Source organism: Scopulibacillus darangshiensis, from assembly GCF_004341035.1.
Taxonomy (GTDB): Bacteria; Bacillota; Bacilli; order Bacillales; family Sporolactobacillaceae; genus Scopulibacillus; species Scopulibacillus darangshiensis.
On sequence record NZ_SLXK01000026.1, the window covers coordinates 21,919 to 44,906 of the forward strand.

General features: G+C 43.7%; 29 protein-coding genes. All 29 read left to right on the plus strand.

Annotated elements, in window-relative coordinates:
* Window positions 1–167 precede the first annotated feature (167 nt).
* The 29 genes from rpoB (at window position 168) to secY (ending at window position 22,986) form a co-directional block, all read left to right on the plus strand.
* The gene (rpoB, locus tag EV207_RS15565; RefSeq protein ID WP_132747082.1) at window positions 168–3,689 is read left to right on the plus strand and encodes a DNA-directed RNA polymerase subunit beta; all 3,522 of its coding nucleotides are present in this window, start codon (window positions 168–170) and stop codon (window positions 3,687–3,689) included.
* Between the two features lie 62 nt (window positions 3,690–3,751).
* Window positions 3,752–7,381: a DNA-directed RNA polymerase subunit beta' gene (rpoC, locus tag EV207_RS15570; RefSeq protein WP_132747083.1), complete on the plus strand. Its 3,630-nt coding sequence runs from the start codon at window positions 3,752–3,754 to the stop codon at window positions 7,379–7,381.
* An 83-nt stretch (window positions 7,382–7,464) separates the two neighbouring features.
* On the plus strand, window positions 7,465–7,716 hold the full coding sequence (locus EV207_RS15575) for a 50S ribosomal protein L7ae-like protein (RefSeq protein ID WP_132747084.1): 252 nt from the start codon (window positions 7,465–7,467) through the stop codon (window positions 7,714–7,716).
* Between the two features lie 104 nt (window positions 7,717–7,820).
* The gene (rpsL, locus tag EV207_RS15580; RefSeq protein WP_132747085.1) at window positions 7,821–8,231 is read left to right on the plus strand and encodes a 30S ribosomal protein S12; all 411 of its coding nucleotides are present in this window, start codon (window positions 7,821–7,823) and stop codon (window positions 8,229–8,231) included.
* A 44-nt stretch (window positions 8,232–8,275) separates the two neighbouring features.
* A complete protein-coding gene (rpsG, locus tag EV207_RS15585; RefSeq protein WP_132747130.1) occupies window positions 8,276–8,746 on the plus strand; it encodes a 30S ribosomal protein S7 in 471 nt (156 codons plus the stop codon).
* Window positions 8,747–8,776: 30 nt separating this feature from the next.
* Window positions 8,777–10,855 carry an elongation factor G gene (fusA, locus tag EV207_RS15590; protein WP_132747086.1) on the plus strand — a complete coding sequence of 693 codons (2,079 nt, stop codon included), beginning with the start codon at window positions 8,777–8,779 and terminating at the stop codon, window positions 10,853–10,855.
* 142 nt (window positions 10,856–10,997) lie between these two features.
* Window positions 10,998–12,188 carry an elongation factor Tu gene (tuf, locus tag EV207_RS15595; protein WP_132747087.1) on the plus strand — a complete coding sequence of 397 codons (1,191 nt, stop codon included), beginning with the start codon at window positions 10,998–11,000 and terminating at the stop codon, window positions 12,186–12,188.
* A gap of 348 nt (window positions 12,189–12,536) precedes the next feature.
* Window positions 12,537–12,845, plus strand: coding sequence for a 30S ribosomal protein S10 (gene rpsJ, locus EV207_RS15600; RefSeq protein WP_132747088.1), 309 nt, complete (start codon window positions 12,537–12,539; stop codon window positions 12,843–12,845).
* 38 nt (window positions 12,846–12,883) lie between these two features.
* Window positions 12,884–13,522, plus strand: coding sequence for a 50S ribosomal protein L3 (rplC, locus tag EV207_RS15605; RefSeq protein WP_132747089.1), 639 nt, complete (start codon window positions 12,884–12,886; stop codon window positions 13,520–13,522).
* Window positions 13,523–13,539: 17 nt separating this feature from the next.
* On the plus strand, window positions 13,540–14,163 hold the full coding sequence (rplD, locus tag EV207_RS15610; RefSeq protein ID WP_132747090.1) for a 50S ribosomal protein L4: 624 nt from the start codon (window positions 13,540–13,542) through the stop codon (window positions 14,161–14,163).
* Window positions 14,163–14,453, plus strand: a complete 291-nt coding sequence (gene rplW / locus EV207_RS15615) for a 50S ribosomal protein L23 (protein ID WP_132747091.1) — start codon at window positions 14,163–14,165, stop codon at window positions 14,451–14,453. The genes rplD and rplW overlap by 1 nt, the downstream gene beginning before the upstream one ends.
* Before the next feature lie 28 nt (window positions 14,454–14,481).
* Entirely contained in the window at window positions 14,482–15,315 is an 834-nt protein-coding gene (rplB, locus tag EV207_RS15620; RefSeq protein ID WP_132747092.1) for a 50S ribosomal protein L2, read from the plus strand.
* Between the two features lie 45 nt (window positions 15,316–15,360).
* Window positions 15,361–15,639, plus strand: a complete 279-nt coding sequence (gene rpsS, locus EV207_RS15625; RefSeq protein WP_132747093.1) for a 30S ribosomal protein S19 — start codon at window positions 15,361–15,363, stop codon at window positions 15,637–15,639.
* An 18-nt stretch (window positions 15,640–15,657) separates the two neighbouring features.
* Window positions 15,658–15,999: a 50S ribosomal protein L22 gene (gene rplV / locus EV207_RS15630; protein ID WP_132747094.1), complete on the plus strand. Its 342-nt coding sequence runs from the start codon at window positions 15,658–15,660 to the stop codon at window positions 15,997–15,999.
* Between the two features lie 3 nt (window positions 16,000–16,002).
* Window positions 16,003–16,662 carry a 30S ribosomal protein S3 gene (rpsC, locus tag EV207_RS15635; RefSeq protein ID WP_132747095.1) on the plus strand — a complete coding sequence of 220 codons (660 nt, stop codon included), beginning with the start codon at window positions 16,003–16,005 and terminating at the stop codon, window positions 16,660–16,662.
* A gap of 2 nt (window positions 16,663–16,664) precedes the next feature.
* Window positions 16,665–17,099: a 50S ribosomal protein L16 gene (gene rplP / locus EV207_RS15640; RefSeq protein WP_132747096.1), complete on the plus strand. Its 435-nt coding sequence runs from the start codon at window positions 16,665–16,667 to the stop codon at window positions 17,097–17,099.
* Window positions 17,089–17,292, plus strand: coding sequence for a 50S ribosomal protein L29 (gene rpmC, locus EV207_RS15645; protein ID WP_132747097.1), 204 nt, complete (start codon window positions 17,089–17,091; stop codon window positions 17,290–17,292). The genes rplP and rpmC overlap by 11 nt, the downstream gene beginning before the upstream one ends.
* Window positions 17,293–17,311: 19 nt before the next feature.
* Window positions 17,312–17,578: a 30S ribosomal protein S17 gene (gene rpsQ, locus EV207_RS15650; protein WP_132747098.1), complete on the plus strand. Its 267-nt coding sequence runs from the start codon at window positions 17,312–17,314 to the stop codon at window positions 17,576–17,578.
* A 39-nt stretch (window positions 17,579–17,617) separates the two neighbouring features.
* Complete coding sequence (gene rplN / locus EV207_RS15655; protein WP_132747099.1) at window positions 17,618–17,986, plus strand: 50S ribosomal protein L14; 369 nt, start codon at window positions 17,618–17,620, stop codon at window positions 17,984–17,986.
* A 47-nt stretch (window positions 17,987–18,033) separates the two neighbouring features.
* Entirely contained in the window at window positions 18,034–18,345 is a 312-nt protein-coding gene (gene rplX, locus EV207_RS15660; RefSeq protein ID WP_132747131.1) for a 50S ribosomal protein L24, read from the plus strand.
* A gap of 27 nt (window positions 18,346–18,372) precedes the next feature.
* A complete protein-coding gene (gene rplE / locus EV207_RS15665; RefSeq protein ID WP_132747100.1) occupies window positions 18,373–18,912 on the plus strand; it encodes a 50S ribosomal protein L5 in 540 nt (179 codons plus the stop codon).
* Window positions 18,913–18,934: 22 nt separating this feature from the next.
* The gene (locus EV207_RS15670) at window positions 18,935–19,120 is read left to right on the plus strand and encodes a type Z 30S ribosomal protein S14 (RefSeq protein WP_132747101.1); all 186 of its coding nucleotides are present in this window, start codon (window positions 18,935–18,937) and stop codon (window positions 19,118–19,120) included.
* 29 nt (window positions 19,121–19,149) lie between these two features.
* Window positions 19,150–19,548, plus strand: a complete 399-nt coding sequence (gene rpsH / locus EV207_RS15675) for a 30S ribosomal protein S8 (RefSeq protein ID WP_132747102.1) — start codon at window positions 19,150–19,152, stop codon at window positions 19,546–19,548.
* 28 nt (window positions 19,549–19,576) lie between these two features.
* Window positions 19,577–20,113: a 50S ribosomal protein L6 gene (gene rplF / locus EV207_RS15680; RefSeq protein ID WP_132747103.1), complete on the plus strand. Its 537-nt coding sequence runs from the start codon at window positions 19,577–19,579 to the stop codon at window positions 20,111–20,113.
* A 28-nt stretch (window positions 20,114–20,141) separates the two neighbouring features.
* The gene (gene rplR / locus EV207_RS15685) at window positions 20,142–20,504 is read left to right on the plus strand and encodes a 50S ribosomal protein L18 (RefSeq protein ID WP_132747104.1); all 363 of its coding nucleotides are present in this window, start codon (window positions 20,142–20,144) and stop codon (window positions 20,502–20,504) included.
* Between the two features lie 18 nt (window positions 20,505–20,522).
* Window positions 20,523–21,023, plus strand: a complete 501-nt coding sequence (rpsE, locus tag EV207_RS15690; RefSeq protein ID WP_132747105.1) for a 30S ribosomal protein S5 — start codon at window positions 20,523–20,525, stop codon at window positions 21,021–21,023.
* A 14-nt stretch (window positions 21,024–21,037) separates the two neighbouring features.
* Window positions 21,038–21,226 (plus strand): 50S ribosomal protein L30, encoded by a 189-nt coding sequence (gene rpmD, locus EV207_RS15695; protein WP_132747106.1) that lies wholly within the window; start codon window positions 21,038–21,040, stop codon window positions 21,224–21,226.
* 33 nt (window positions 21,227–21,259) lie between these two features.
* Complete coding sequence (rplO, locus tag EV207_RS15700) at window positions 21,260–21,700, plus strand: 50S ribosomal protein L15 (RefSeq protein WP_132747107.1); 441 nt, start codon at window positions 21,260–21,262, stop codon at window positions 21,698–21,700.
* Window positions 21,700–22,986 carry a preprotein translocase subunit SecY gene (gene secY, locus EV207_RS15705; RefSeq protein ID WP_132747108.1) on the plus strand — a complete coding sequence of 429 codons (1,287 nt, stop codon included), beginning with the start codon at window positions 21,700–21,702 and terminating at the stop codon, window positions 22,984–22,986. Before rplO ends, secY begins: the two co-directional genes overlap by 1 nt.
* Window positions 22,987–22,988: the final 2 nt, after the last annotated feature.

A 22,988-nucleotide genomic window follows, 5' to 3' on the forward strand; every position in this document is an offset into this window, starting at 1 on the left:
GGCTGGTCCTGTTGTGATAATATAATTCAATGCCAATAAATTCGGTTATTTAATTATACATGTATATCCTTCAATTATGAAGGGAAAACTAAGCGAATGTGTATGTATTACGGTAAGCCATAAAGTTTGCCGATTTTTCAATATGCTTGATTTGAGGGGTGAAACAGTTGATAGGTCAACTCGTGCAATACGGACGCCACCGCCAACGTCGGAGTTATGCTCGCATTAATGAAGTTCTAGAACTCCCTAATCTCATCGAAATTCAAACTGCTTCATATCAATGGTTTCTTGATGAGGGTATACGAGAAATGTTTCAAGACATTTCACCAGTAGAAGATTTCACGGGAAATCTTGTTTTAGAATTCATAGACTATAGTCTGGGAGAACCAAAGTATTCAGTTGATGAATCAAAGGAACGCGACGTTACTTATGCTGCACCATTAAGAGTGAAAGTCCGATTGATCAATAAGGAAACCGGTGAAGTCAAAGAACAAGAAGTGTTTATGGGTGACTTCCCTCTTATGACGGAATCGGGGACGTTTATAATCAATGGTGCTGAACGGGTTATCGTTTCACAACTTGTTCGTTCACCTAGTGTTTACTATAACGAAAAATTCGACAAAAATGGTAAAAAAGGTTTTACCGCTACTGTTATTCCAAACCGTGGCGCATGGCTTGAATATGAAACGGACGCCAAAGATGTCGTCTATGTACGAATCGACCGTACAAGGAAGCTTCCTGTTACGGTGCTTTTGCGTGCATTAGGGTTTGGATCTGATCAAGAAATCATCGACTTGCTCGGTGAGGATGAATTTTTGAGAAACACACTTGAAAAGGATAATACCGAGGGGACTGAAAAAGCGCTTATTGAAATCTATGAGCGATTGCGTCCTGGTGAACCGCCAACAGTTGATAATGCAAAAAGTTTAATCGATACTCGCTTCTTCGATCCAAAACGTTATGATCTTGCGAATGTCGGTCGCTATAAGATTAATAAAAAACTTCATATTAAAAATAGACTTTTTAACCAGCGTTTAGCAGAAAAACTAATCGATCCGGAAACGGGAGAAATTGTGGCGGATGAAGGCACGCTTCTTGACCGGCGGACACTCGATCGGTTGCTGCCAATTATTGAGGAAAAGCTTGGTTACGGAGAGTATACTCCTTCAGGAGGTGTAGTTGAAGGTCAGGATATTACACTCCAATCGATCAGCGTTTATGCACCGAACGATGATGACGGTGATAAAGTTATTAAAGTCATGGGCAACGGCCAAATTGATAATACTGTAAAACATATTACACCTGCCGACATCCTTGCGTCTATTAACTATTTCTTTAACTTATTGCACGGTATTGGTGATACGGACGATATTGACCACCTAGGAAACCGTCGTTTGCGTTCGGTTGGTGAACTTTTGCAAAATCAGTTTAGGATTGGTCTATCCCGTATGGAGCGTGTGATTCGCGAACGGATGTCTATTCAAGACACCAATGCGATTACACCGCAGGCATTGATTAACATCAGGCCGGTGATTGCTTCCATTAAGGAATTTTTCGGCAGCTCTCAGCTTTCGCAATTTATGGACCAGACGAATCCGCTTGCTGAATTAACACACAAACGTCGTCTTTCAGCATTGGGACCTGGCGGTTTGACAAGAGAACGTGCCGGAATGGAAGTTCGTGACGTTCACTACTCCCACTATGGCCGTATGTGTCCGATCGAAACGCCAGAGGGCCCAAACATTGGTTTGATTAACTCGCTGTCAAGTTACGCTAAGGTAAATAAATTTGGGTTTATTGAAACGCCTTATCGACGGGTGGACCCGGAAACAGGCAGGGTAACCGGACGGATTGATTACCTTACAGCTGATGAAGAGGACAATTATGTTGTTGCACAGGCCAATGCGAAGCTTGATGATGACGGTACCTTCATGGATGATGAAATTATTTCACGTTTCCGTGGGGAAAACCTTGTTGTACGTAAAGATCGTGTGGACTACATGGATGTGTCGCCGAAACAAGTTGTTTCTGCAGCCACTGCCTGTATACCTTTCCTTGAGAACGATGATTCTAACCGGGCTTTAATGGGGGCGAACATGCAGCGGCAGGCCGTTCCGCTTCTTGTTCCAGAGGCACCGATTGTCGGTACTGGTATCGAGTATGTCTCTGCAAAGGATTCCGGTGCTGCGATTCGCGCTAAATATCGCGGCAGAGTAGAAGAGGTTTCCGCAAAGCTGATCAAAATACGTACAATTGAAGAAATTGACGGCCGTGATGTGGAAGGCGATCTCGTTGCCTATAAATTATTAAAATATGAACGTTCCAACCAAGGCACCTGTTATAACCAAAAACCGATTGTTGAAAAGGGGACAATTGTTGACCAAGGTGAAATCCTTGCCGACGGCCCTTCAATGGAAAAAGGTGAATTGGCCCTTGGACGCAACGTCCTTGTCGGGTTTATGACATGGGATGGTTACAACTACGAAGATGCTATTATTATGAGTGAACGTCTAGTGAAAGATGATGTTTACACCTCAGTTCATATTGAAGAATATGAATCTGAAGCACGGGATACAAAGCTTGGGCCAGAAGAAATTACTAGGGATATCCCGAACGTCGGGGAAGATGCGCTTAGAAACCTTGATGAACGCGGTATTATTCGCGTCGGCGCTGAGGTTAAAGATGGCGATATTCTTGTAGGCAAAGTCACACCTAAAGGGGTAACAGAACTTACAGCCGAGGAAAGACTTCTCCATGCTATTTTTGGCGAAAAGGCGAGGGAAGTGCGTGATACATCCCTAAGAGTACCTCATGGCGGTGATGGGATTGTCCATGATGTTAAGATATTTAATCGAGAAGACGGTGATGAGCTGCCGCCAGGCGTAAACCAGCTTGTCAGGGCTTATATCGTTCAGAAACGGAAAATTCATGAAGGCGATAAAATGGCCGGCCGCCACGGTAATAAAGGTGTTATCTCTCGTATTTTGCCAGAAGAAGATATGCCGTATATGCCGGATGGCCGTCCGATTGATATCATGTTAAACCCATTGGGTGTTCCATCGCGTATGAATATCGGGCAAGTGCTTGAACTACATCTTGGCATGGCCGCTCGTGAATTAGGTATTCACGTTGCGACACCGGTATTTGATGGTGCTCATGAAGAAGATGTATGGGAGACACTGGCTGAAGCCGGGCTGTCACGAGATGGTAAAACAGTTCTCTATGATGGACGCACAGGTGAACCTTTTGATAATCGGGTGTCTGTTGGCGTTATGTACATGATTAAGTTGGCGCATATGGTAGATGACAAACTTCACGCTCGTTCAACTGGCCCATATTCGCTTGTCACACAGCAGCCGCTTGGCGGTAAAGCTCAATTCGGCGGACAGCGATTTGGTGAAATGGAGGTTTGGGCGCTTGAAGCTTACGGTGCCGCATATACGCTTCAGGAAATCCTTACAGTCAAGTCTGATGATGTCGTGGGACGTGTGAAGACTTATGAGTCCATTGTTAAAGGCGAAAATGTCCCTGAACCGGGTGTGCCGGAATCGTTTAAAGTCCTTATTAAAGAACTTCAAAGTCTCGGAATGGACGTAAAAATCTTATCAAGTAACGAAGAGGAAATTGACATTCGTGAAATTGATGAGGAAGACGAAGCAACAAGTGAAACAATGAATGTCAATGCTTAACATAAACTGACTCAAGGTTACAAGTGGCTTAGAACACTGAATTTATAAGGGAGGTTGCCCCCTTGTTGGATGTCAATAAGTTTGAATTTATGAAGATCGGTCTTGCGTCTCCAAACAAAATCCGCTCATGGTCTCGCGGTGAGGTTAAAAAGCCGGAAACGATTAACTATAGAACGTTAAAGCCGGAAAAGGACGGTCTATTCTGTGAACGAATATTCGGCCCAACCAAAGATTGGGAGTGTCATTGCGGGAAGTATAAGCGCGTAAGATACAAGGGTGTCGTTTGTGATCGATGTGGTGTAGAAGTAACACGAGCAAAGGTACGGAGAGAAAGAATGGGGCACATAGAGCTAGCTGCCCCTGTTTCTCACATTTGGTATTTCAAAGGAATTCCAAGCAGAATGGGTCTACTATTAGACATGTCCCCAAGGGCTTTGGAGGAAGTCATTTACTTTGCTTCGTACGTTATCACTGAACCAGGCGATACACCGTTGGAAAAGAAACAGTTATTATCTGAAAAGGAATATCGCAACTATCGTGAAAAGTATGGCGCAACCTTTAAAGCAGGCATGGGTGCGGAATCCATCAAAAAGCTTCTTCAAGACATTGATCTAGAAAAAGACGTGGCTGCCCTTCAAGAGGAACTTAAGACAGCCCAAGGCCAGCGCCGTACACGTGCAATCAAACGACTGGAAGTATTGGAAGCTTTTAGAGGGTCGGAAAATGATCCATCATGGATGATTCTAGATGTGCTTCCGGTGATCCCGCCTGAATTGCGTCCGATGGTTCAACTTGACGGCGGCCGCTTCGCAACGTCGGACTTGAATGATCTCTATCGTCGTGTTATTAACAGAAATAACCGTTTGAAGCGTCTATTGGACCTAGGTGCGCCTAGTATTATCGTTCAAAATGAAAAGCGGATGCTGCAAGAGGCAGTTGACTCCTTAATTGACAACGGCCGCAGGGGCCGTCCTGTAACTGGTCCGGGTAACCGTCCGCTGAAATCCTTGTCGCATATGCTGAAAGGTAAACAAGGGCGTTTCCGTCAGAACCTTTTGGGTAAACGTGTTGACTATTCCGGTCGTTCCGTTATCGTGGTTGGACCAAATCTTCATATGTATCAATGCGGTTTGCCGAAGGAAATGGCGCTTGAGCTTTTCAAACCATTTGTGATGAAAGAGCTTGTTAACAAAGGGATTGCTCATAACATCAAAAGTGCAAAGCGTAAGGTTGAAAAGGTTCATCCTGATGTATGGGGCGTTTTAGAAGAGGTTATTAAGGAACACCCTGTCCTGCTAAACCGTGCACCAACATTGCATAGGCTTGGTATCCAGGCGTTTGAACCGACATTGGTTGAGGGCAGGGCAATTCGTCTGCATCCGCTCGTCTGTACGGCTTATAACGCCGATTTTGACGGTGACCAAATGGCTGTTCACGTACCATTGTCTGCAGAGGCGCAAGCGGAAGCGAGATTATTGATGCTTGCTGCACAAAACATTCTGAACCCTAAAGACGGAAAACCCGTTGTTACGCCATCACAGGATATGGTGCTGGGTAACTACTATTTGACACTTGAAAGAAAAGGTGCCATTGGGGAAGGAAAGGTTTTTAAAGATTCAAATGAAGCAATGATGGCTTACCAAAGTGGTTACGCACACTTGCACACACGGATCGCCATACCGGCAGCAGTAGTCGGCAATGCTACGTTTACAGCGGAACAAAATAAGCAATATCTTTTAACAACAGTTGGTAAATTAATTTTCAATGCGATTCTCCCTGAATCGTTCCCTTATATTAATGAACCGACGCGTTTTAACCTGGAAGTCGCAACACCGGAGAAATACTTTGTACCAATGGGCACAAATGTGAAAGAAATTATTGCCGAAAGGGAAGAGGTTTCACCGTTTAAAAAAGGCATTCTGGGTGATATTATCGCTGAAGTTTTCAAACGATTTAAGATTACCGAGACATCCAAAATGCTTGATCGTATGAAAGCACTTGGATTTGCCTATTCAACAAAAGCGGGGATTACAGTCGGTGTATCTGATATTATTGTTCTAGCTGATAAGCCGGAGATTCTTGCAGAAGCTGAGGAAAAGGTTAATAAGGTTCTGAAACAATTTAGAAGAGGTCTGATCACCGAAGAAGAACGTTACGAGCGTGTTATCTCAATCTGGAGCGGCGCTAAGGATACGATTCAGAACAAACTGATGAACTCGCTTGATAAAACGAACCCAATCTTCATGATGAGTGATTCCGGTGCCCGTGGTAACGCATCAAACTTTACGCAGCTTGCGGGTATGCGGGGCTTGATGGCTAACCCATCGGGACGAATTATAGAACTTCCGATCCGTTCAAGCTTCCGAGAAGGTTTAACCGTATTGGAGTACTTTATTTCCACTCACGGTGCACGTAAAGGTCTTGCGGATACGGCTCTGAAAACTGCCGACTCAGGTTATTTGACCCGCCGTCTTGTTGATGTCGCTCAGGACGTAATTGTAAGAGAAGATGATTGTGGCACTGACCGAGGCCTAGTTGTAAAATCAATTAGAGAAGGCAACGAAGAAATTGAAGGATTATACGACCGCCTTGTCGGAAGGACGGTGCATGAGGACATCGCACATCCTGAAACAGGTGAGGTATTAATCAATAAAAGCGATACAATTAGCGAAGACACAGCAAATAACATTGTTGACGCAGGTGTCAAAGAAGTGTTGATCCGTTCTGTATTTATGTGTGACACACGCCATGGTGTATGTAAGAAATGTTACGGTCGCAACTTAGCCACTGGTTCTGATGTTGAGGTTGGCGAAGCAGTGGGAATTATCGCAGCCCAATCCATTGGGGAGCCGGGCACACAGTTGACGATGCGAACCTTCCATACCGGCGGTGTTGCAGGTGATGACATTACACAAGGTCTTCCGCGTATTCAGGAATTATTTGAAGCGCGTAACCCCAAAGGGCAGGCTGTCATTTCCGAGCTGCCTGGAACGGTTACATCTATTAAAGAACTTAAAGATAAGCGCGAGATCATTGTTCAAGGTGAAATTGAATCAAGGACCTACACCGTTCCTCTTGGAGCAAGGCTAAAGGTAGCTGTGGATTCTCATGTGGTGCCTGGGCAGGTTCTAACAGAAGGCTCAATTGATCCTAAGGAACTCCTTATTGTCGCCGGCATTGAAGGTGTGCAAGAATATTTGCTTCGTGAAGTGCAGAAGGTTTACCGCATGCAGGGTGTGGAAATTGGTGATAAGCACGTTGAAGTAATGGTTCGCCAAATGATGCGGAAAATCCGTGTCACTGATGCGGGTGATACGAGCGTATTGCCGGGTTCACTTGTTGATATTCACACCTTTAAGGATGTCAATAAGAAGGTCCTTATTAAGGCCGAAAAGCCTGCAACAGGAAGACCGGTTTTACTCGGTATTACAAAAGCATCTCTTGAAACTGAATCATTCTTATCCGCTGCATCATTCCAAGAGACCACTCGTGTTCTAACTGATGCTGCAATTAAAGGCAAACGCGATGAATTGCTTGGATTGAAAGAAAACGTCATAATCGGCAAACTGGTTCCTGCTGGTACAGGAATGTCACGTTACCGAAATGTTGTATCGGACACACCGGAAGAACTATCCCCAGAGGAGGGTTCGGAAGGACCTGTCAGTGAAGAATTAGTTAATCAGGAAAGTTAATTATTAGTATTGACAAGGGGGAGCGCTCGGTGTTATTATAACGGAGTGCTCCTGAACACCTTGTTGCTTTGGAGGATATAGGCATGTCTTATGATAAAGTAACACAGGCGAGAAATGGACTTATTATTGGTACAAAGCAAGCGATTAAAGCTATGAAAAGCGATCAGATCGAAGAGTTGGTAATTGCTCAGGATGCTGATATTCGCGTGACCAATAAAGTGCTGGAACTGGCACAGGAAATGGAAGTGCCGGTTATTACCGTTGACTCAATGAAAAAACTCGGCAAGGCATGCGGGATCGATGTTGGGGCAGCGGCTGTGGCAATAAAGCGATAATGTTTTTGCATGAAGCGTATAGCTTGGGCAAAAACAAATTTTTTGCACTAAGATGAACCGCCTGGATCAGTGGGTTTAAAATTAAATGAAGGGAGGAAACAATAATGCCTACAATTAATCAGTTGGTGCGCAATGGCCGTCAATCTAAAATGAAGAAATCTGACTCACCGGCGCTTAACAAAGGATATAACAGCTTCAAGAAGTCTTTGACTAATGAAACATCACCTCAAAAGCGCGGAGTTTGTACACGTGTCGGCACAATGACACCTAAGAAACCGAACTCAGCATTGCGTAAATATGCGCGTGTTCGTTTAACAAATGGAATCGAAGTAACGGCTTATATTCCAGGAATTGGCCACAATCTGCAAGAACACAGTGTTGTACTTATTCGCGGTGGTCGTGTAAAAGACCTTCCGGGTGTACGCTATCATATCGTCCGCGGTGCACTTGACACTGCCGGAGTGAATGAACGCAAACAAGGCCGTTCTAAGTATGGTACGAAAAGGCCAAAATAATAATTAAAATTATTGATATAACTACGATGAAAGGAGGGGTTATGATGTCTAGAAAAGGACCTGCTGAAAAACGTGATGTTATACCTGACCCGCTTTATAATTCAAAGCTTGTAACACGGTTAATTAACCGGATTATGAAGGATGGAAAAAGAGGTATAGCACAAACTGTACTTTATAAATCTTTTGATCTAATTAAAGAACGTACAAATCAAGAGCCGATGGAAGTGTTCGATCAAGCGCTTAAAAACGTTATGCCGGTATTAGAAGTTAAGGCTCGCCGTGTCGGTGGCTCTAACTACCAAGTGCCAGTCGAAGTCCGCCCTGAACGCCGTACGACTCTTGGATTGCGTTATTTAGTAAATTATGCTCGCCTTCGCGGTGAAAAGACAATGGTTGAAAGACTTGCGAATGAAATCATCGACGCAGCTAATAATACTGGTGCTGCTGTGAAGAAGCGTGAAGATATGCACAAAATGGCAGAAGCTAACAAAGCATTTGCACACTATCGCTGGTAATAGATTCTTTCAAAGAAAGGAGAGAAACCCATGGCAAGAGATTTCTCCTTGGAGAAAACACGTAATATTGGTATTATGGCGCATATTGATGCCGGTAAAACCACTACTACTGAGCGTATTCTCTTCTATTCCGGACGGATCCATAAGATCGGTGAAACACACGAGGGTGCTTCCCAAATGGACTGGATGGAACAGGAACAGGAGCGCGGTATCACAATCACATCTGCCGCGACGACCGCTCAATGGAATAATCATCGTGTAAATATAATCGACACACCTGGACACGTCGACTTCACAGTTGAAGTTGAGCGTTCATTGCGTGTTCTTGACGGCGCGGTTGCAGTACTTGATGCACAATCCGGGGTTGAGCCTCAAACTGAAACGGTTTGGCGTCAGGCAACAACTTATGGTGTTCCTCGAATAGTCTTTATTAATAAAATGGATAAAATCGGGGCTGACTTCCTTTATTCCACAGGCACGATGCATGATCGCCTTCAAGCTAATGCCCACCCAATCCAATTGCCGATTGGTGCTGAGGATCAATTTGAAGGGATTATTGATCTTGTCGAAATGAAGGCCTACTTCTATGAAGATGACCTTGGCACTCGTTCTGATTCGCGTGATATTCCAGATGAGTACAAAGATCAGGCTCAAGAATACCATGATAAGCTCGTCGAAGCGGTTGCAGAGCTGGACGAGGATCTCATGATGAAATATCTTGAGGGTGAAGAGCTTACCATCGAAGAAATCAAAGCAGCTATCCGTAAAGGAACTTGTAACGTGGAATTTTATCCTGTTCTCTGCGGATCAGCCTTCAAGAACAAGGGTGTTCAACTTGTTCTCGATGCAGTTATTGATTATCTTCCTTCACCAACTGATGTTCCTCCAATTAAGGGGCATCTGGTTGACTCCGAAGAAGAAGTTGAGCGCAAGGCTGATGATAAGGGGCCGTTCTCTGCTTTAGCATTTAAAGTTATGACAGACCCTTACGTTGGTAAGCTAACCTTCTTCCGCGTTTACTCAGGTACAGCGACGGCAGGTTCTTATGTTCAGAACTCTACAAAAGGCAAGCGTGAGCGTCTTGGCCGGATTCTACAAATGCACGCAAACACCCGTGAAGAAATCAAAACAGTTTATTCGGGTGACATTGCTGCTGCTGTGGGTCTTAAAGATACAAGCACAGGTGATACACTTAGTGATGAAAAGAATCAAGTTATTCTTGAGTCCATGGAATTCCCTGACCCGGTTATCTCTGTAGCGATTGAGCCAAAGTCAAAAGCTGACCAGGATAAAATGGGTATTGCCCTTGCAAAGCTTGCTGAAGAGGATCCAACATTCAAGACAGAAACAAATGAAGAAACTGGACAAACCATTATCTCCGGTATGGGTGAGCTCCACCTCGACATCATCGTAGATCGTCTAAGACGTGAATTTAAAGTTGATGCTAATGTGGGTGCACCTCAAGTTGCTTACCGTGAAACGATCAAATCAGCCGGTAAGGTTGAAGGTAAATTTGTACGCCAATCTGGCGGCCGTGGTCAATATGGTCACGTCTGGGTCGAATTCGAGCCTCTTGAAGAGGGTGGCGGATTTGAATTTGAAAACAAAATTGTCGGTGGTGTCGTTCCTCGTGAATACATCCCGGCGGTAGAAGCAGGACTAAGGGACTCCCTGCAGAATGGTCTTCTTGCCGGCTTCCCGCTTATTGACATTAAGGCTAGACTTGTTGATGGTTCATATCACGATGTTGACTCCAATGAGATGGCGTTTAAGATCGCTGCTTCAATGGCGCTTAAAAAAGCGAAGGAAGCATGTAATCCGGTTATTCTCGAGCCAATTATGAGAGTCGAGGTGACGATCCCTGAGGAATACATGGGTGACATTATGGGTGACGTCACAAGTCGCCGCGGACGTGTTGAAGGAATGGATGCACGTTCCGGAGCGCAGATTGTTAAAGCGTTCGTGCCGCTATCAGAGATGTTTGGTTATGCAACAACGTTGCGTTCCAGTACTCAAGGACGCGGTGTTTATTCTATGCACTTTGACCACTACGAAGAAGTGCCTAGAAATATCGGCGAAGAAATTATTAAGAAATCAACTGGTGAATAAGTCCTTCACTGGACCGACAAACACTGTTGTTTACAAAGATGTTTTATTGTAAGCTAAGATGGATGGGCGATTTTAGCCCGCTGTCTTAGTACACATAAATAATTTAAATTTTCTTTTGAAGGTTAAAGGAGGAAACATATCAATGGGTAAAGAAAAATTTGACCGTTCAAAACCACACGTTAATATTGGTACAATCGGTCACGTTGACCACGGTAAAACAACTCTAACAGCTGCTATCACAACTGTTCTTCACAAAAAATTCAATCGCGGTGAAGCTCGCGCTTACGATTCCATCGACGGTGCTCCTGAGGAAAGAGAACGCGGAATTACAATCGCAACTGCACACGTTGAGTATGAAACAGACGCTCGTCACTATGCTCACGTTGACTGCCCAGGACACGCTGACTATGTTAAAAACATGATCACTGGTGCTGCGCAAATGGACGGTGCGATTCTAGTTGTGTCCGCAGCTGACGGCCCAATGCCGCAAACTCGTGAACACATCCTACTTTCTCGCAACGTAGGTGTACCTTCTATCGTTGTCTTCCTTAACAAGGTTGATATGGTAGACGATGAAGAACTTCTTGAACTTGTAGAAATGGAAGTTCGCGATCTTCTTTCTGAGTATGACTTCCCTGGTGATGACGTACCTGTTGTTGCTGGTTCTGCTCTTAAGGCTCTTGAAGGTGATGCTTCTTATGAAGAAAAAATCATTGAGCTTATGAATGAAGTTGATGGCTATATCCCAACACCAGAACGTGACCACGACAAACCATTCATGATGCCTGTTGAGGACGTATTCTCAATTACTGGCCGCGGTACTGTAGCAACTGGCCGTGTAGAACGCGGTAAAGTTTCTGTTGGTGACGAAGTTGAAATTCTTGGTCTTTCTGAAGCGCCTAAGAAAACAACTGTTACTGGTGTAGAAATGTTCCGTAAACTTCTTGATTACGCAGAAGCTGGAGACAACATTGGCGCTCTTCTTCGCGGTGTAGACCGCGAGCAAATCGAGCGTGGCCAAGTGCTTGTAAAACCAGGTACTGTTAATGCTCATAAGAAATTTAAATCTGAAGTTTACGTGCTTTCTAAAGATGAAGGTGGACGTCACACTCCTTTCTTTTCTAACTATCGTCCTCAGTTCTACTTCCGTACAACTGACGTAACTGGTACAATCAGCCTTCCAGAAGGCGTTGAAATGGTTATGCCTGGCGATAACGTTGAAATGACTGTTGAGCTTATTTCACCAATCGCTATCGAAGATGGTACTAGATTTTCTATCCGTGAAGGCGGACGTACAGTTGGATCTGGTGTCGTTTCTTCAATCGTTGAATAATGTAAAATCATCGAAAGAAGACATCCATTTTGGATGTCTTCTTTTATTTATCAACTACTTTAATATAGAAGAAAAAAGTTCACCAACTTATGGAATGTGTTTCTTTTTCACAAATACCTTGACCTTTTAGGTGATGCTCTCTATAATATGAGAGGTGGATTTTTATTAATAAGTAGGCAACTAAGGCTTGCGTCAGCCCTGTTTTTTTTATATAATAGGGAATGTTGGTTTTAGCGATGATGCGAAAGGTTGCGGATACACCCGGCTCCTTTGCCAAGGCTGGGGTAAACGGGAAATTTTCGTGGAGTTAGTCTATTTATGAAAATGGGCGAAAAGGAGGGAATTATAATGGCAAAGCAAAAGATTCGCATTCGTTTAAAAGCTTATGATCATCGCATTCTTGATCAATCTGCAGAAAAGATTGTTGAGACTGCAAAACGCTCGGGAGCAAAGGTGTCTGGACCGATTCCGCTTCCAACAGAAAAATCTGTTTACACGATCCTTCGTGCGGTACACAAGTACAAAGATTCACGTGAGCAGTTTGAAATGCGTACACATAAGCGTCTAATCGATATTGTTAATCCAACGCCGCAAACGGTTGATTCACTTATGCGTTTAGATCTTCCGTCTGGCGTCGACATTGAAATCAAACTATAAAATAATATATTTTATTACATTAATAGGAGGTGTTACGGATGACCAAAGGAATCTTAGGGAAAAAACTCGGCATGACCCAAATCTTTTCTGAGAACGGCGATGTAATCCCTGTAACAGTTGTTGAAGCTGCGGGCAATGTTGTCCTGCAAAAGAAAACTGTAGAAAATGACGGCTATGCTTCCATTCAGGTCGGTTTTGAAGAAAAGAGAGAATCACGTGTAACAAAAGCGGATAAAGGTCACGCAGAAAAGGCACAAGCGGCTCCTAAGCGCTTCATTAAGGAAATCCGTGATGTAAATCTTGACGAGTATGAGTTTGGTCAAGAAGTCAAGGTAGATATTTTTAAAGTAGGCGACGCGATTGATGTCACTGGGACATCAAAAGGAAAGGGATTCCAAGGTTCCATTAAGCGCCATAACCAATCACGCGGACCAATGAGCCACGGCTCTCGTTATCACCGTCGTCCTGGTTCTATGGGTGCTGTCGATGCTGCACGTGTTCCTAAAGGTAAAAACTTACCTGGACGCATGGGTGGAGAACAGATCACTGTACAAAACCTTGAGATTGTTAAAGTTGACACAGACCGCAATCTTCTTTTAGTAAAAGGCAATGTTCCAGGACCTAAGAGAAGCTACGTAACAATAAAAAGTGCTGTTAAAGCAACAGAAGCTAAATAAGAAAGGAGGATGCTTCCATGCCAAAATTAGCTGTATTAGACCAAAAGGGTACTGAGGTCGGAAATATCGAATTAGCTGATACTGTATTCGGTATTGAACCGAATCAAAATGTATTATACGAAGCCATCGTTATGCAGCAAGCGTCATTGCGTCAAGGAACACACGCAACTAAGAACCGTTCTGCTGTACGAGGCGGCGGACGCAAACCATGGCGCCAAAAAGGAACAGGCCGTGCGCGTCAAGGATCTATTCGTTCACCACAATGGGTTGGCGGCGGTGTAGTATTTGGACCATCTCCAAGAAGCTATAGTTACAAACTGCCTAAAAAAATGCGCCGTTTGGCCATTAAGTCAGCATTGTCAGTTAAGGTCAATGATAACGATTTGATTGTTCTTAACGAGCTAACAATGGATGCACCTAAGACAAAAGAAGTTGTTAACGTACTTAACAGCTTATCAGTCAATCAAAAAGCGCTTATCGTTACAGGAGAGTTTGACGATACACTTGCATTATCTGCTCGCAATATTCCTGGCGTCACAGTACTGACAGCTGCAGAGCTTAATGTATTGGATGTCGTTAACCATGATAAGCTTATCCTCACAAAGGATGCGACAGCCAAATTAGAGGAGGTGCTTGGATAATGAGAGATCCACGCGATGTCATTAAGCGCCCCGTCATCACTGAACGTTCAACAGAACAAATGGCAGATAAAAAATACACATTTGATGTTGATCGTCGTGCGAACAAATCAGAAATCAAACGCGCCGTTGAAGAAATCTTTGGCGTAAAAGTATCTGGAGTCAACACAATGAACTATAAAGGCAAGCCAAAGCGCTTCGGACGTTACTTCGGATATACTGCTCAACGCAAGAAAGCTGTGGTAACATTAACACCTGACAGCAAAGAGCTTGAGTTTTACGAAGGTGTCTAATCATCACTAGAGAAGGAGGGAAAACACGATGGCAATCAAAAAGTATAAACCAACGTCTAATGGTAGACGTAATATGTCAACTTTAGACTTTAGCGAAATTACTACTAACAAACCTGAGAAGTCGCTTGTTGAAGCCTTGCCTAAGAAAGCAGGACGAAATAACCAAGGCAGATTAACTGTACGTCATCAAGGCGGCGGTCACAAGCGTAAATACCGTGTCATTGACTTTAAGCGGAACAAAGATGGTATACCAGGACGCGTTGCTACGATTGAATATGATCCAAACCGTACTGCTAACATCGCATTGATTCATTATGCAGACGGAGAAAAACGTTATATTCTTGCACCAAAAGGAATTAAAGTGGGAACTGAGATCATGGCTGGTCCAGAAGCTGACATTAAAGTCGGTAACGCTCTGCCTCTTAAAAATATTCCTGTTGGTACAATCGTGCACAACATTGAGTTGAAACCAGGACGCGGTGGTCAATTGGTGAGATCTGCAGGCGCAGAAGCACAAATTCTTGGTAAAGAAGGCAAATATGTTCTTGTACGTCTAGTATCCGGCGAGGTGCGCATGATTCTTGAAACATGCCGTGCGACGATCGGTCAAGTCGGAAATCTTGAACATGAACTCGTTACTGTAGGTAAAGCGGGTCGTTCTCGCTGGTTAGGCAAGCGCCCAACAGTTCGAGGATCTGTCATGAACCCTAATGATCACCCGCACGGTGGTGGTGAAGGACGCGCGCCTATCGGACGTAAGTCACCTATGTCACCTTGGGGTAAACCAACACTTGGTTACAAGACAAGAAAGCGCAATAAGCCTTCTGATAAGTTTATTGTACGCCGACGCAAGAAAAAATAATAACCTAGTTCATAAATTTACACACAGCTGAAAGGAGGTCTATCAATGGGTCGAAGCCTTAAGAAGGGACCTTTTGTCGATGATCATTTAATGAATAAAGTTGTGGCTTTAAACGAAAAGAACGATAAGAGAGTTATCAAATCATGGTCACGTCGTTCTACGATTTTCCCTGAATTTATTGGTCATACCATCGCGGTATATGACGGACGCAAGCATGTACCTGTCTATGTATCTGAAGATATGGTAGGGCATAAATTAGGAGAATTTGCTCCTACTCGGACGTATCGCGGTCACGCAGCGTCAGATAAGAAAACAAGCCGTTAATGAGAGGAGGAATAACCAATGCAAGCAAAAGCTATTGCTAAACAAATTCGTATTGCTCCTCGTAAGGCTCGCTTAGTTGTTGATCTCATCCGGGGCAAAGAAGTTGGCGAAGCGATTGCGATTCTTCGCAACACGCCAAAGGCCGCTTCCCCGGTTGTAGAGAAAGTACTAAATTCTGCGATTGCCAATGCAGAGCACAATTACGAAATGGAACCAAATAGCCTTGTGGTGGCACAAGCATTTGTCGATGAAGGTGCAACATTAAAGAGATTCCGTCCGCGTGCTATGGGCCGTGCCGGAAGAATTAATAAACGCACAAGCCATATTACTATAATTGTTTCAGAAAAAAAGGAGGGATAATGCGTGGGACAAAAAGTTAACCCGGTGGGACTTAGAATTGGTGTTATTCGCGACTGGGAATCCAAGTGGTACGCTGATAAGAATTATGCAGAATATCTCCACGAGGACATCAAGATTCGTGAATATATCGAAGAGAAACTTAAAGATGCTGCTGTTTCTTCAATTGAGTTAGAACGTGCTGCTAACCGCATCAACGTTACGATCAAAACCGCAAAACCAGGAATGGTTATCGGTAAAGGCGGCTCAGAAGTTGAAGCTCTTAGGAAATCCCTAAACGCATTAACTGGCAAACGCGTTCATGTCAATATTTTTGAAATCAAACAAGCGGATGTTGATGCAAAGCTTGTTGCAGATAATATTGCACGTCAATTAGAAAATCGTATTTCATGGCGCCGTGCTCAAAAACAAACGCTTACTAGAGCGATGAGAGCAGGAGCTAAAGGTATCCGCACACAAGTATCAGGTCGTCTTGGTGGCGCTGATATCGCTCGTTCTGAGGATTATAGTGAAGGAACAGTACCGCTTCACACACTACGTGCAGACATTGATTATGGCACGGCTGAAGCTGACACAACTTACGGTAAGCTGGGCGTTAAAGTCTGGATCTATCGTGGTGAAGTCCTTCCAACGAAAGGAACGAACAAGAAGGAAGGAGGAAAATAATCATGTTAATGCCAAAACGCGTAAAATATCGTAGACAACATCGTGGTAAAATGCGTGGCCGCACAAAAGGCGGAGCTGAAATTACATTTGGTGAATACGGCTTGCAAGCTGTCACTGCTTCATGGATTACCAGCCGTCAAATCGAAGCTGCCCGTATTGCGATGACACGTTACATGAAACGTGGCGGTAAAGTTTGGATTAAAATATTCCCTCAAAAGCCTTACACAGCAAAACCTCTAGAAGTTCGGATGGGTTCCGGTAAAGGGGCTCCTGAAGGTTGGGTTGCTGTTGTTAAGCCCGGTAAAATTATGTTTGAAATTGGTGGCGTATCTGAGGATGTTGCCCGCGAAGCACTTCGTCTTGCTTCACACAAGCTACCGGTAAAAACGAAGTTTGTAAAACGCGAAGAAGTGGGTGGTGACGCAAATGAAAGCTAATGATATCCGTAATTTAACCACTGCTGAAGTAGAACAAAATATGAAGACTCTTAAAGAAGAGTTATTCAATCTTCGCTTCCAATTAGCTACAGGTCAATTGGAAAACCCTGCCCGTATTCGCGAGGTGCGTAAATCAATTGCCCGTGCCAAAACAGTCTTGCGTGAACGCGAATTAAAAATCCAAAACGGTTAAATGAGAGGAGGTTTTCCGAATGACCGAAGAACGCAATAGTCGCAAGTCATATGTAGGACGCGTCATTTCCGATAAAATGGATAAGACAATTACCGTTCTTGTCGAAACATATAAAACTGATTCACTGTATGGCAAGCGCGTAAAGTACTCAAAGAAGTATAAAGCTCATGACGAAGAAAACAAGGCAAAAAACGGCGATGTTGTAAAAATTATGGAAACACGCCCGCTATCAAAAGATAAGCGTTTCCGTCTTGTCGAAATCGTAGTAGAAGCTGTTATTATATAATACGATTCGGTACGACAGTCCGAAGGGAGGTTACGTCGAATGATCCAACAAGAAAGCCGTTTGAAAGTTGCTGATAACTCAGGTGCGCGTGAGATTTTAACGATTAAAGTCTTAGGTGGTTCAGGCCGCAAGACAGCTAGCATTGGTGATGTTATTGTTGCTACGGTAAAACAAGCAACACCAGGTGGCGTTGTCAAGAAAGGTGACGTTGTCAGAGCTGTTATTGTCCGGACACGCAAAGGGGTGCGTCGTCCTGATGGTTCTTACATCCGTTTTGATGAAAATGCAGCCGTCATTATTCGTGATGACAAAAGCCCTCGCGGCACTCGTATTTTCGGACCGGTTGCTCGCGAATTGCGTGACCAGCAGTTTATGAAAATCGTATCGCTCGCTCCAGAAGTTTTATAATACGGAATGTTAGATAAGAAGGAGGTGCGCTATCCGCTATGGCTCACATGCATGTAAAAAAGGGAGATAAGATCCAAGTTATCTCCGGTAAGGACAAAGGTAAGCAAGGTGTCATCTTAGAAGCATACCCTTCCAAGAATCGTGTGATTGTTGAAGGTGTTAATGTGGTTAAGAAACATTCCAAGCCAACCCAAGTTAATCCACAAGGCGGCATCATTGAACAAGAAGCACCGATTCATGTTTCTAATGTTATGCCATTGGATCCTAAATCAAATGAACCAACCCGTGTTGGTTATAAAGTAGAAAACGGCAAAAAAGTTCGTGTAGCAAAAAAATCCGGTGAATTATTAGATAAATAATGTCGTCTTTGAAGGGAGGTAAAACGCATGAGCCGTTTCAAAGAAAAATATCAAAATGAGGTTGTCCCTGCTTTATTGGAGAAGTTCAATTATTCTTCAATCATGGAAGTGCCGACAATCGAAAAAGTTGTCATTAACATGGGTGTTGGTGACGCGGTACAAAATTCAAAAGCATTGGACAGCGCTGTTGAAGAATTAACGGCAATCGCTGGTCAAAAGCCAGTCATTACCCGCGCTAAAAAGTCTATTGCAGGCTTCAAACTTCGCGAAGGTATGCCAATCGGTACAAAGGTGACGCTACGCAGCGGACGCATGTACGATTTCTTAGATAAATTAATTGCAGTATCATTACCACGTGTTCGTGACTTCCGCGGTATTTCAAAAAAAGCTTTTGACGGACGTGGGAACTATACACTTGGTGTTCGTGAACAACTTATTTTCCCTGAAATCGATTATGACAAAGTAAGTAAGGTACGCGGCATGGATATCGTCATTGTAACAACTGCAAAGACAGACGAAGAAGCAGCTGAATTATTAGGCCTTCTTGGTATGCCATTCGCAAAATAAAACGATGTAAGGAGGGAAAGTCTTGGCTAAAAAGTCAATGATCGCTAAGCAAAAGCGAGAAAAGAAATACTCAGTTCGTGAATACACTCGCTGTGAACGCTGCGGGCGTCCTCACTCCGTTCTACGCAAATTCAAGCTTTGCAGAATTTGTTTCCGTGAACTAGCTTATAAAGGACAAATCCCAGGCGTTAAAAAAGCAAGTTGGTAAACCCAAGTTAAGGGAAGGAGGTCATTCGAATGGTCATGACAGATCCAATTGCGGATATGCTGACTCGCATAAGAAATGCGAATACTGTTCGCCATGAACAGTTGGAACTACCCGGCTCAAGAGTCAAGAAGGAAATTGCAGAAATTCTAAAGCGTGAAGGCTTTGTGAAAGATGTTGAATTTATCGAAGATGCTAAGCAAGGTATGATTCGTATTTTCCTTAAATACGGAGCAAGCAATGAACGTGTTATCACAGGTTTAAAACGGATCAGCAAACCTGGCCTTAGAGTGTATGCAAAAGCAAACGAAGTACCTCGTGTACTTGGAGGTCTCGGCATTGCGATTGTATCTACATCAAAAGGTATTCTTACAGATAAAGAAGCTCGCCAACAACAAGTCGGCGGCGAAGTACTAGCATACGTTTGGTAAACCTTAAAGAAAGAATGGAGGTGTCACGATGTCTCGTGTCGGTTTAAGACCTACTGAAGTGCCTAATGGCGTCACAGTCACAATTGACGGCAACCATGTGGCGGTCAAGGGACCAAAAGGCGAGTTGTCTCGTTCTTTTCATCCTGATATGATCATCAAACAAGAAGACAACGCGGTGACGGTGGAACGCCCAAGCGATTCCAAAGAACACCGCTCATTGCATGGCACAACAAGCAGTATCATCAATAATATGGTTCAGGGTGTAACGAATGGTTACGAGAAAAAACTAGAATTAGTTGGTGTCGGTTATCGTGCCAGCAAACAGGGTAAGAATCTTATCCTTAACGTCGGTTACTCCCACCCAGTTGAAATCATTCCTGAAGAAGGAATTGAAATAAATGTTGAAGGCAACAACAAAGTCAACGTTCAAGGCATTGACAAAGAACGTGTTGGCGCTGTTGCTGCAAACATTCGCGCCGTGCGTGCGCCAGAACCTTACAAAGGGAAAGGCATTCGTTATAAAGATGAACGTGTACGACGCAAAGAAGGTAAGACTGGTAAATAAGCGCTAACGGAAAGGAGTGACATAATCAATGATCACAAAGCAAGACAAAAATGCTGTGCGTAAAAAAAGGCATCAGCATGTGCGTCGCCGTGTCGTTGGTACGGCCGAGCGCCCACGTTTGAATGTGTTCCGTTCTTCAAAGCATATTTATGCTCAACTTATAGATGATGTCAAAGGTGAAACACTTGTTTCTTCTTCAACAGTTGATAAAGAACTTTCTCTTGAAAAGGGCGCCAATGTTGACGCAGCAAAAAAGGTTGGAGAACTTGTCGCAAAACGCGCATTGGATAAAGGTTTGGAAACCATTGTGTTCGACAGAGGCGGATATCTTTATCATGGACGTGTTAAAGCGTTAGCTGAAGGAGCCCGTGAAGCAGGACTTAAATTCTAAAACAAAGGAGGGGAATCCATGCATAACAATGAACGTAACAAATCAGAATTGGAAGAACGTGTTGTTGCGATTAACCGTGTAGCAAAGGTTGTTAAAGGCGGACGCCGTTTCCGTTTTGCTGCCCTTGTTGTCGTAGGCGACAAAAAAGGCAATGTCGGATTTGGTCATGGTAAAGCTCAGGAAGTACCTGAGGCGATCCGCAAAGCAATTGAAGACGCTAAGAAAAATATGTTTAATATACCGATTGTTAAAACGACAATTCCTCACCAAGTAGTCGGGAAGTTCGGTGCGGGCAATGTGCTTTTAAAACCAGCTCCTGAAGGTACAGGAATCATCGCTGGCGGCCCTGTTCGTGCGGTGCTGGAATTATCCGGTCTTGGTGACATAGTATCTAAGTCCCTTGGTTCTAACAATCCGACAAACATGGTGCGTGCAACAGTTCAAGGACTTAAGAGTCTTAAACGTACTGAAGATGTTGCAAAACTACGTGGCAAAACAGTAGAAGAATTGTTAGGATAAGGGGGGGAAATACAATGGCAAAAAAACTTGAAATTACCCTCACACGCAGTGTCATCGGACGTCCACAGGATCAACGTGTTACGGTTAAAACCCTTGGTTTAAATAAAACGAACCAAACGGTTGTTCAAGAAGACAATGCTGCGATTCGCGGTATGATTAACAAAGTATCTCACCTTGTCAAAGTGAACGAACTTAGTGAATAAAGAAATAAAATCGACAAATGAGGAGGTGCCATCATGAAACTCCATGAATTAAAACCTGCGGAAGGTTCTCGTTCAACTAGTAAACGTGTTGGACGCGGATATGGTTCCGGTCTTGGCAAAACATCAGGACGCGGTCAAAAGGGCCAAAAGTCCCGTTCTGGCGGTGGCGTGCGACCTGGGTTTGAAGGCGGACAAATGCCTTTAATTCAACGATTGCCTAAACGCGGTTTCAAAAATCCAACTCGTAAAGAATACGCGGTTGTTAATGTTGAAACGTTAAACCGCTTTGAAGCTGGAACTGAAGTAACACCCGAGCTTTTAATTGAAACTCGTGTTGTTCGCAAGATTAACGACGGTGTTAAGATTCTAGGTAACGGTAAATTGGAAAACAAGTTAACGGTTAAAGCACACAAATTTTCTGCTTCTGCCAAAGAAGCAATTGAGTCGGCTGGCGGAAACATAGAGGTGATCTAATGTTCGCAATGATCTCCAATATTTGGCGCGTGGGTGATATACGCCGTAAGGTGATCTTTACACTATTGATGTTGGTTGTTTTCCGAATTGGAACCTTTATACCGGTTCCAAACATCAACAGCGATTTGATTAAATTTAATAATTCAAGTGTATTTGGGTTTTTAAATACCTTTGGCGGCGGAGCCCTACAGAATTTCTCCATTTTATCAATGGGGATCATGCCGTATATCACAGCATCCATCATCATGCAATTGTTGCAGATGGATGTTGTACCAAAGTTTACAGAATGGTCAAAGCAAGGTGAAATGGGCAGAAAGAAAATCTCCCAGGTCACCCGATATGGCACTGTTGTGTTAGGGTTTATACAAGCCATCGGATTAGCATATGGCTTTAATGCGAGGTTTCAAGGCCTTGTAGAAAATCCTACCGTTTGGACTTTCTTGCTAATCGCAGTGATTTTGACTGCCGGAACCGCTTTTCTGATGTGGCTGGGTGAACAGATCACAGCAAACGGCATTGGGAATGGTATTTCTATTATCATATTTGCTGGTATTGTTGCCCGCATCCCTAATGCTGTAAATCAGATCTATGCACAGCGCTTTGAGAACTCAGATAACATGTTCCTGCAAATTATCACGGTATTAGTCATTTTGCTTGTTATTTTAGTTATTGTGGTAGGTACGATTTTCGTCCAGCAGGGGATGCGTAAGATTCCTATTCAATATGCGAAACGGACCGTAGGACGAAAAACGTATGGCGGTGAATCAACACACCTGCCGATCAAAGTCAATGCGGCTGGCGTTATACCGGTTATCTTTGCGATTTCGTTAATGATTACCCCGCCGACAATTGCTCGTTTTTTTCCAAGCAACGCCGTAACGAATTGGATTATTCGAACCTTTGATTATACGACGGTTGCGGGGATGGTCATTTATGCAGCGCTGATTATCGCCTTTTCCTACTTTTACACGTTCGTACAGGTCAATCCAGAGAAAATGGCAGAAAACCTGCAAAAGCAAGGTGGTTACATCCCTGGGATTAGACCCGGCAAGAACACCGAAAAATATATTACTCGTATTCTCTATCGTTTGACCTTAATTGGATCAATTTTCTTAGCTGTCATTGCAATACTGCCTATGCTATTCGTAGATATAGCAAAGCTTCCCGCCAGTGTCAAAATCGGCGGCACAAGCTTGTTGATTGTTGTGGGCGTTGCGCTTGATACGATGAAGCGTATCGAAGGACAGTTGGTTAAAAGGCATTACAAAGGATTTATCAAGAGATAGCA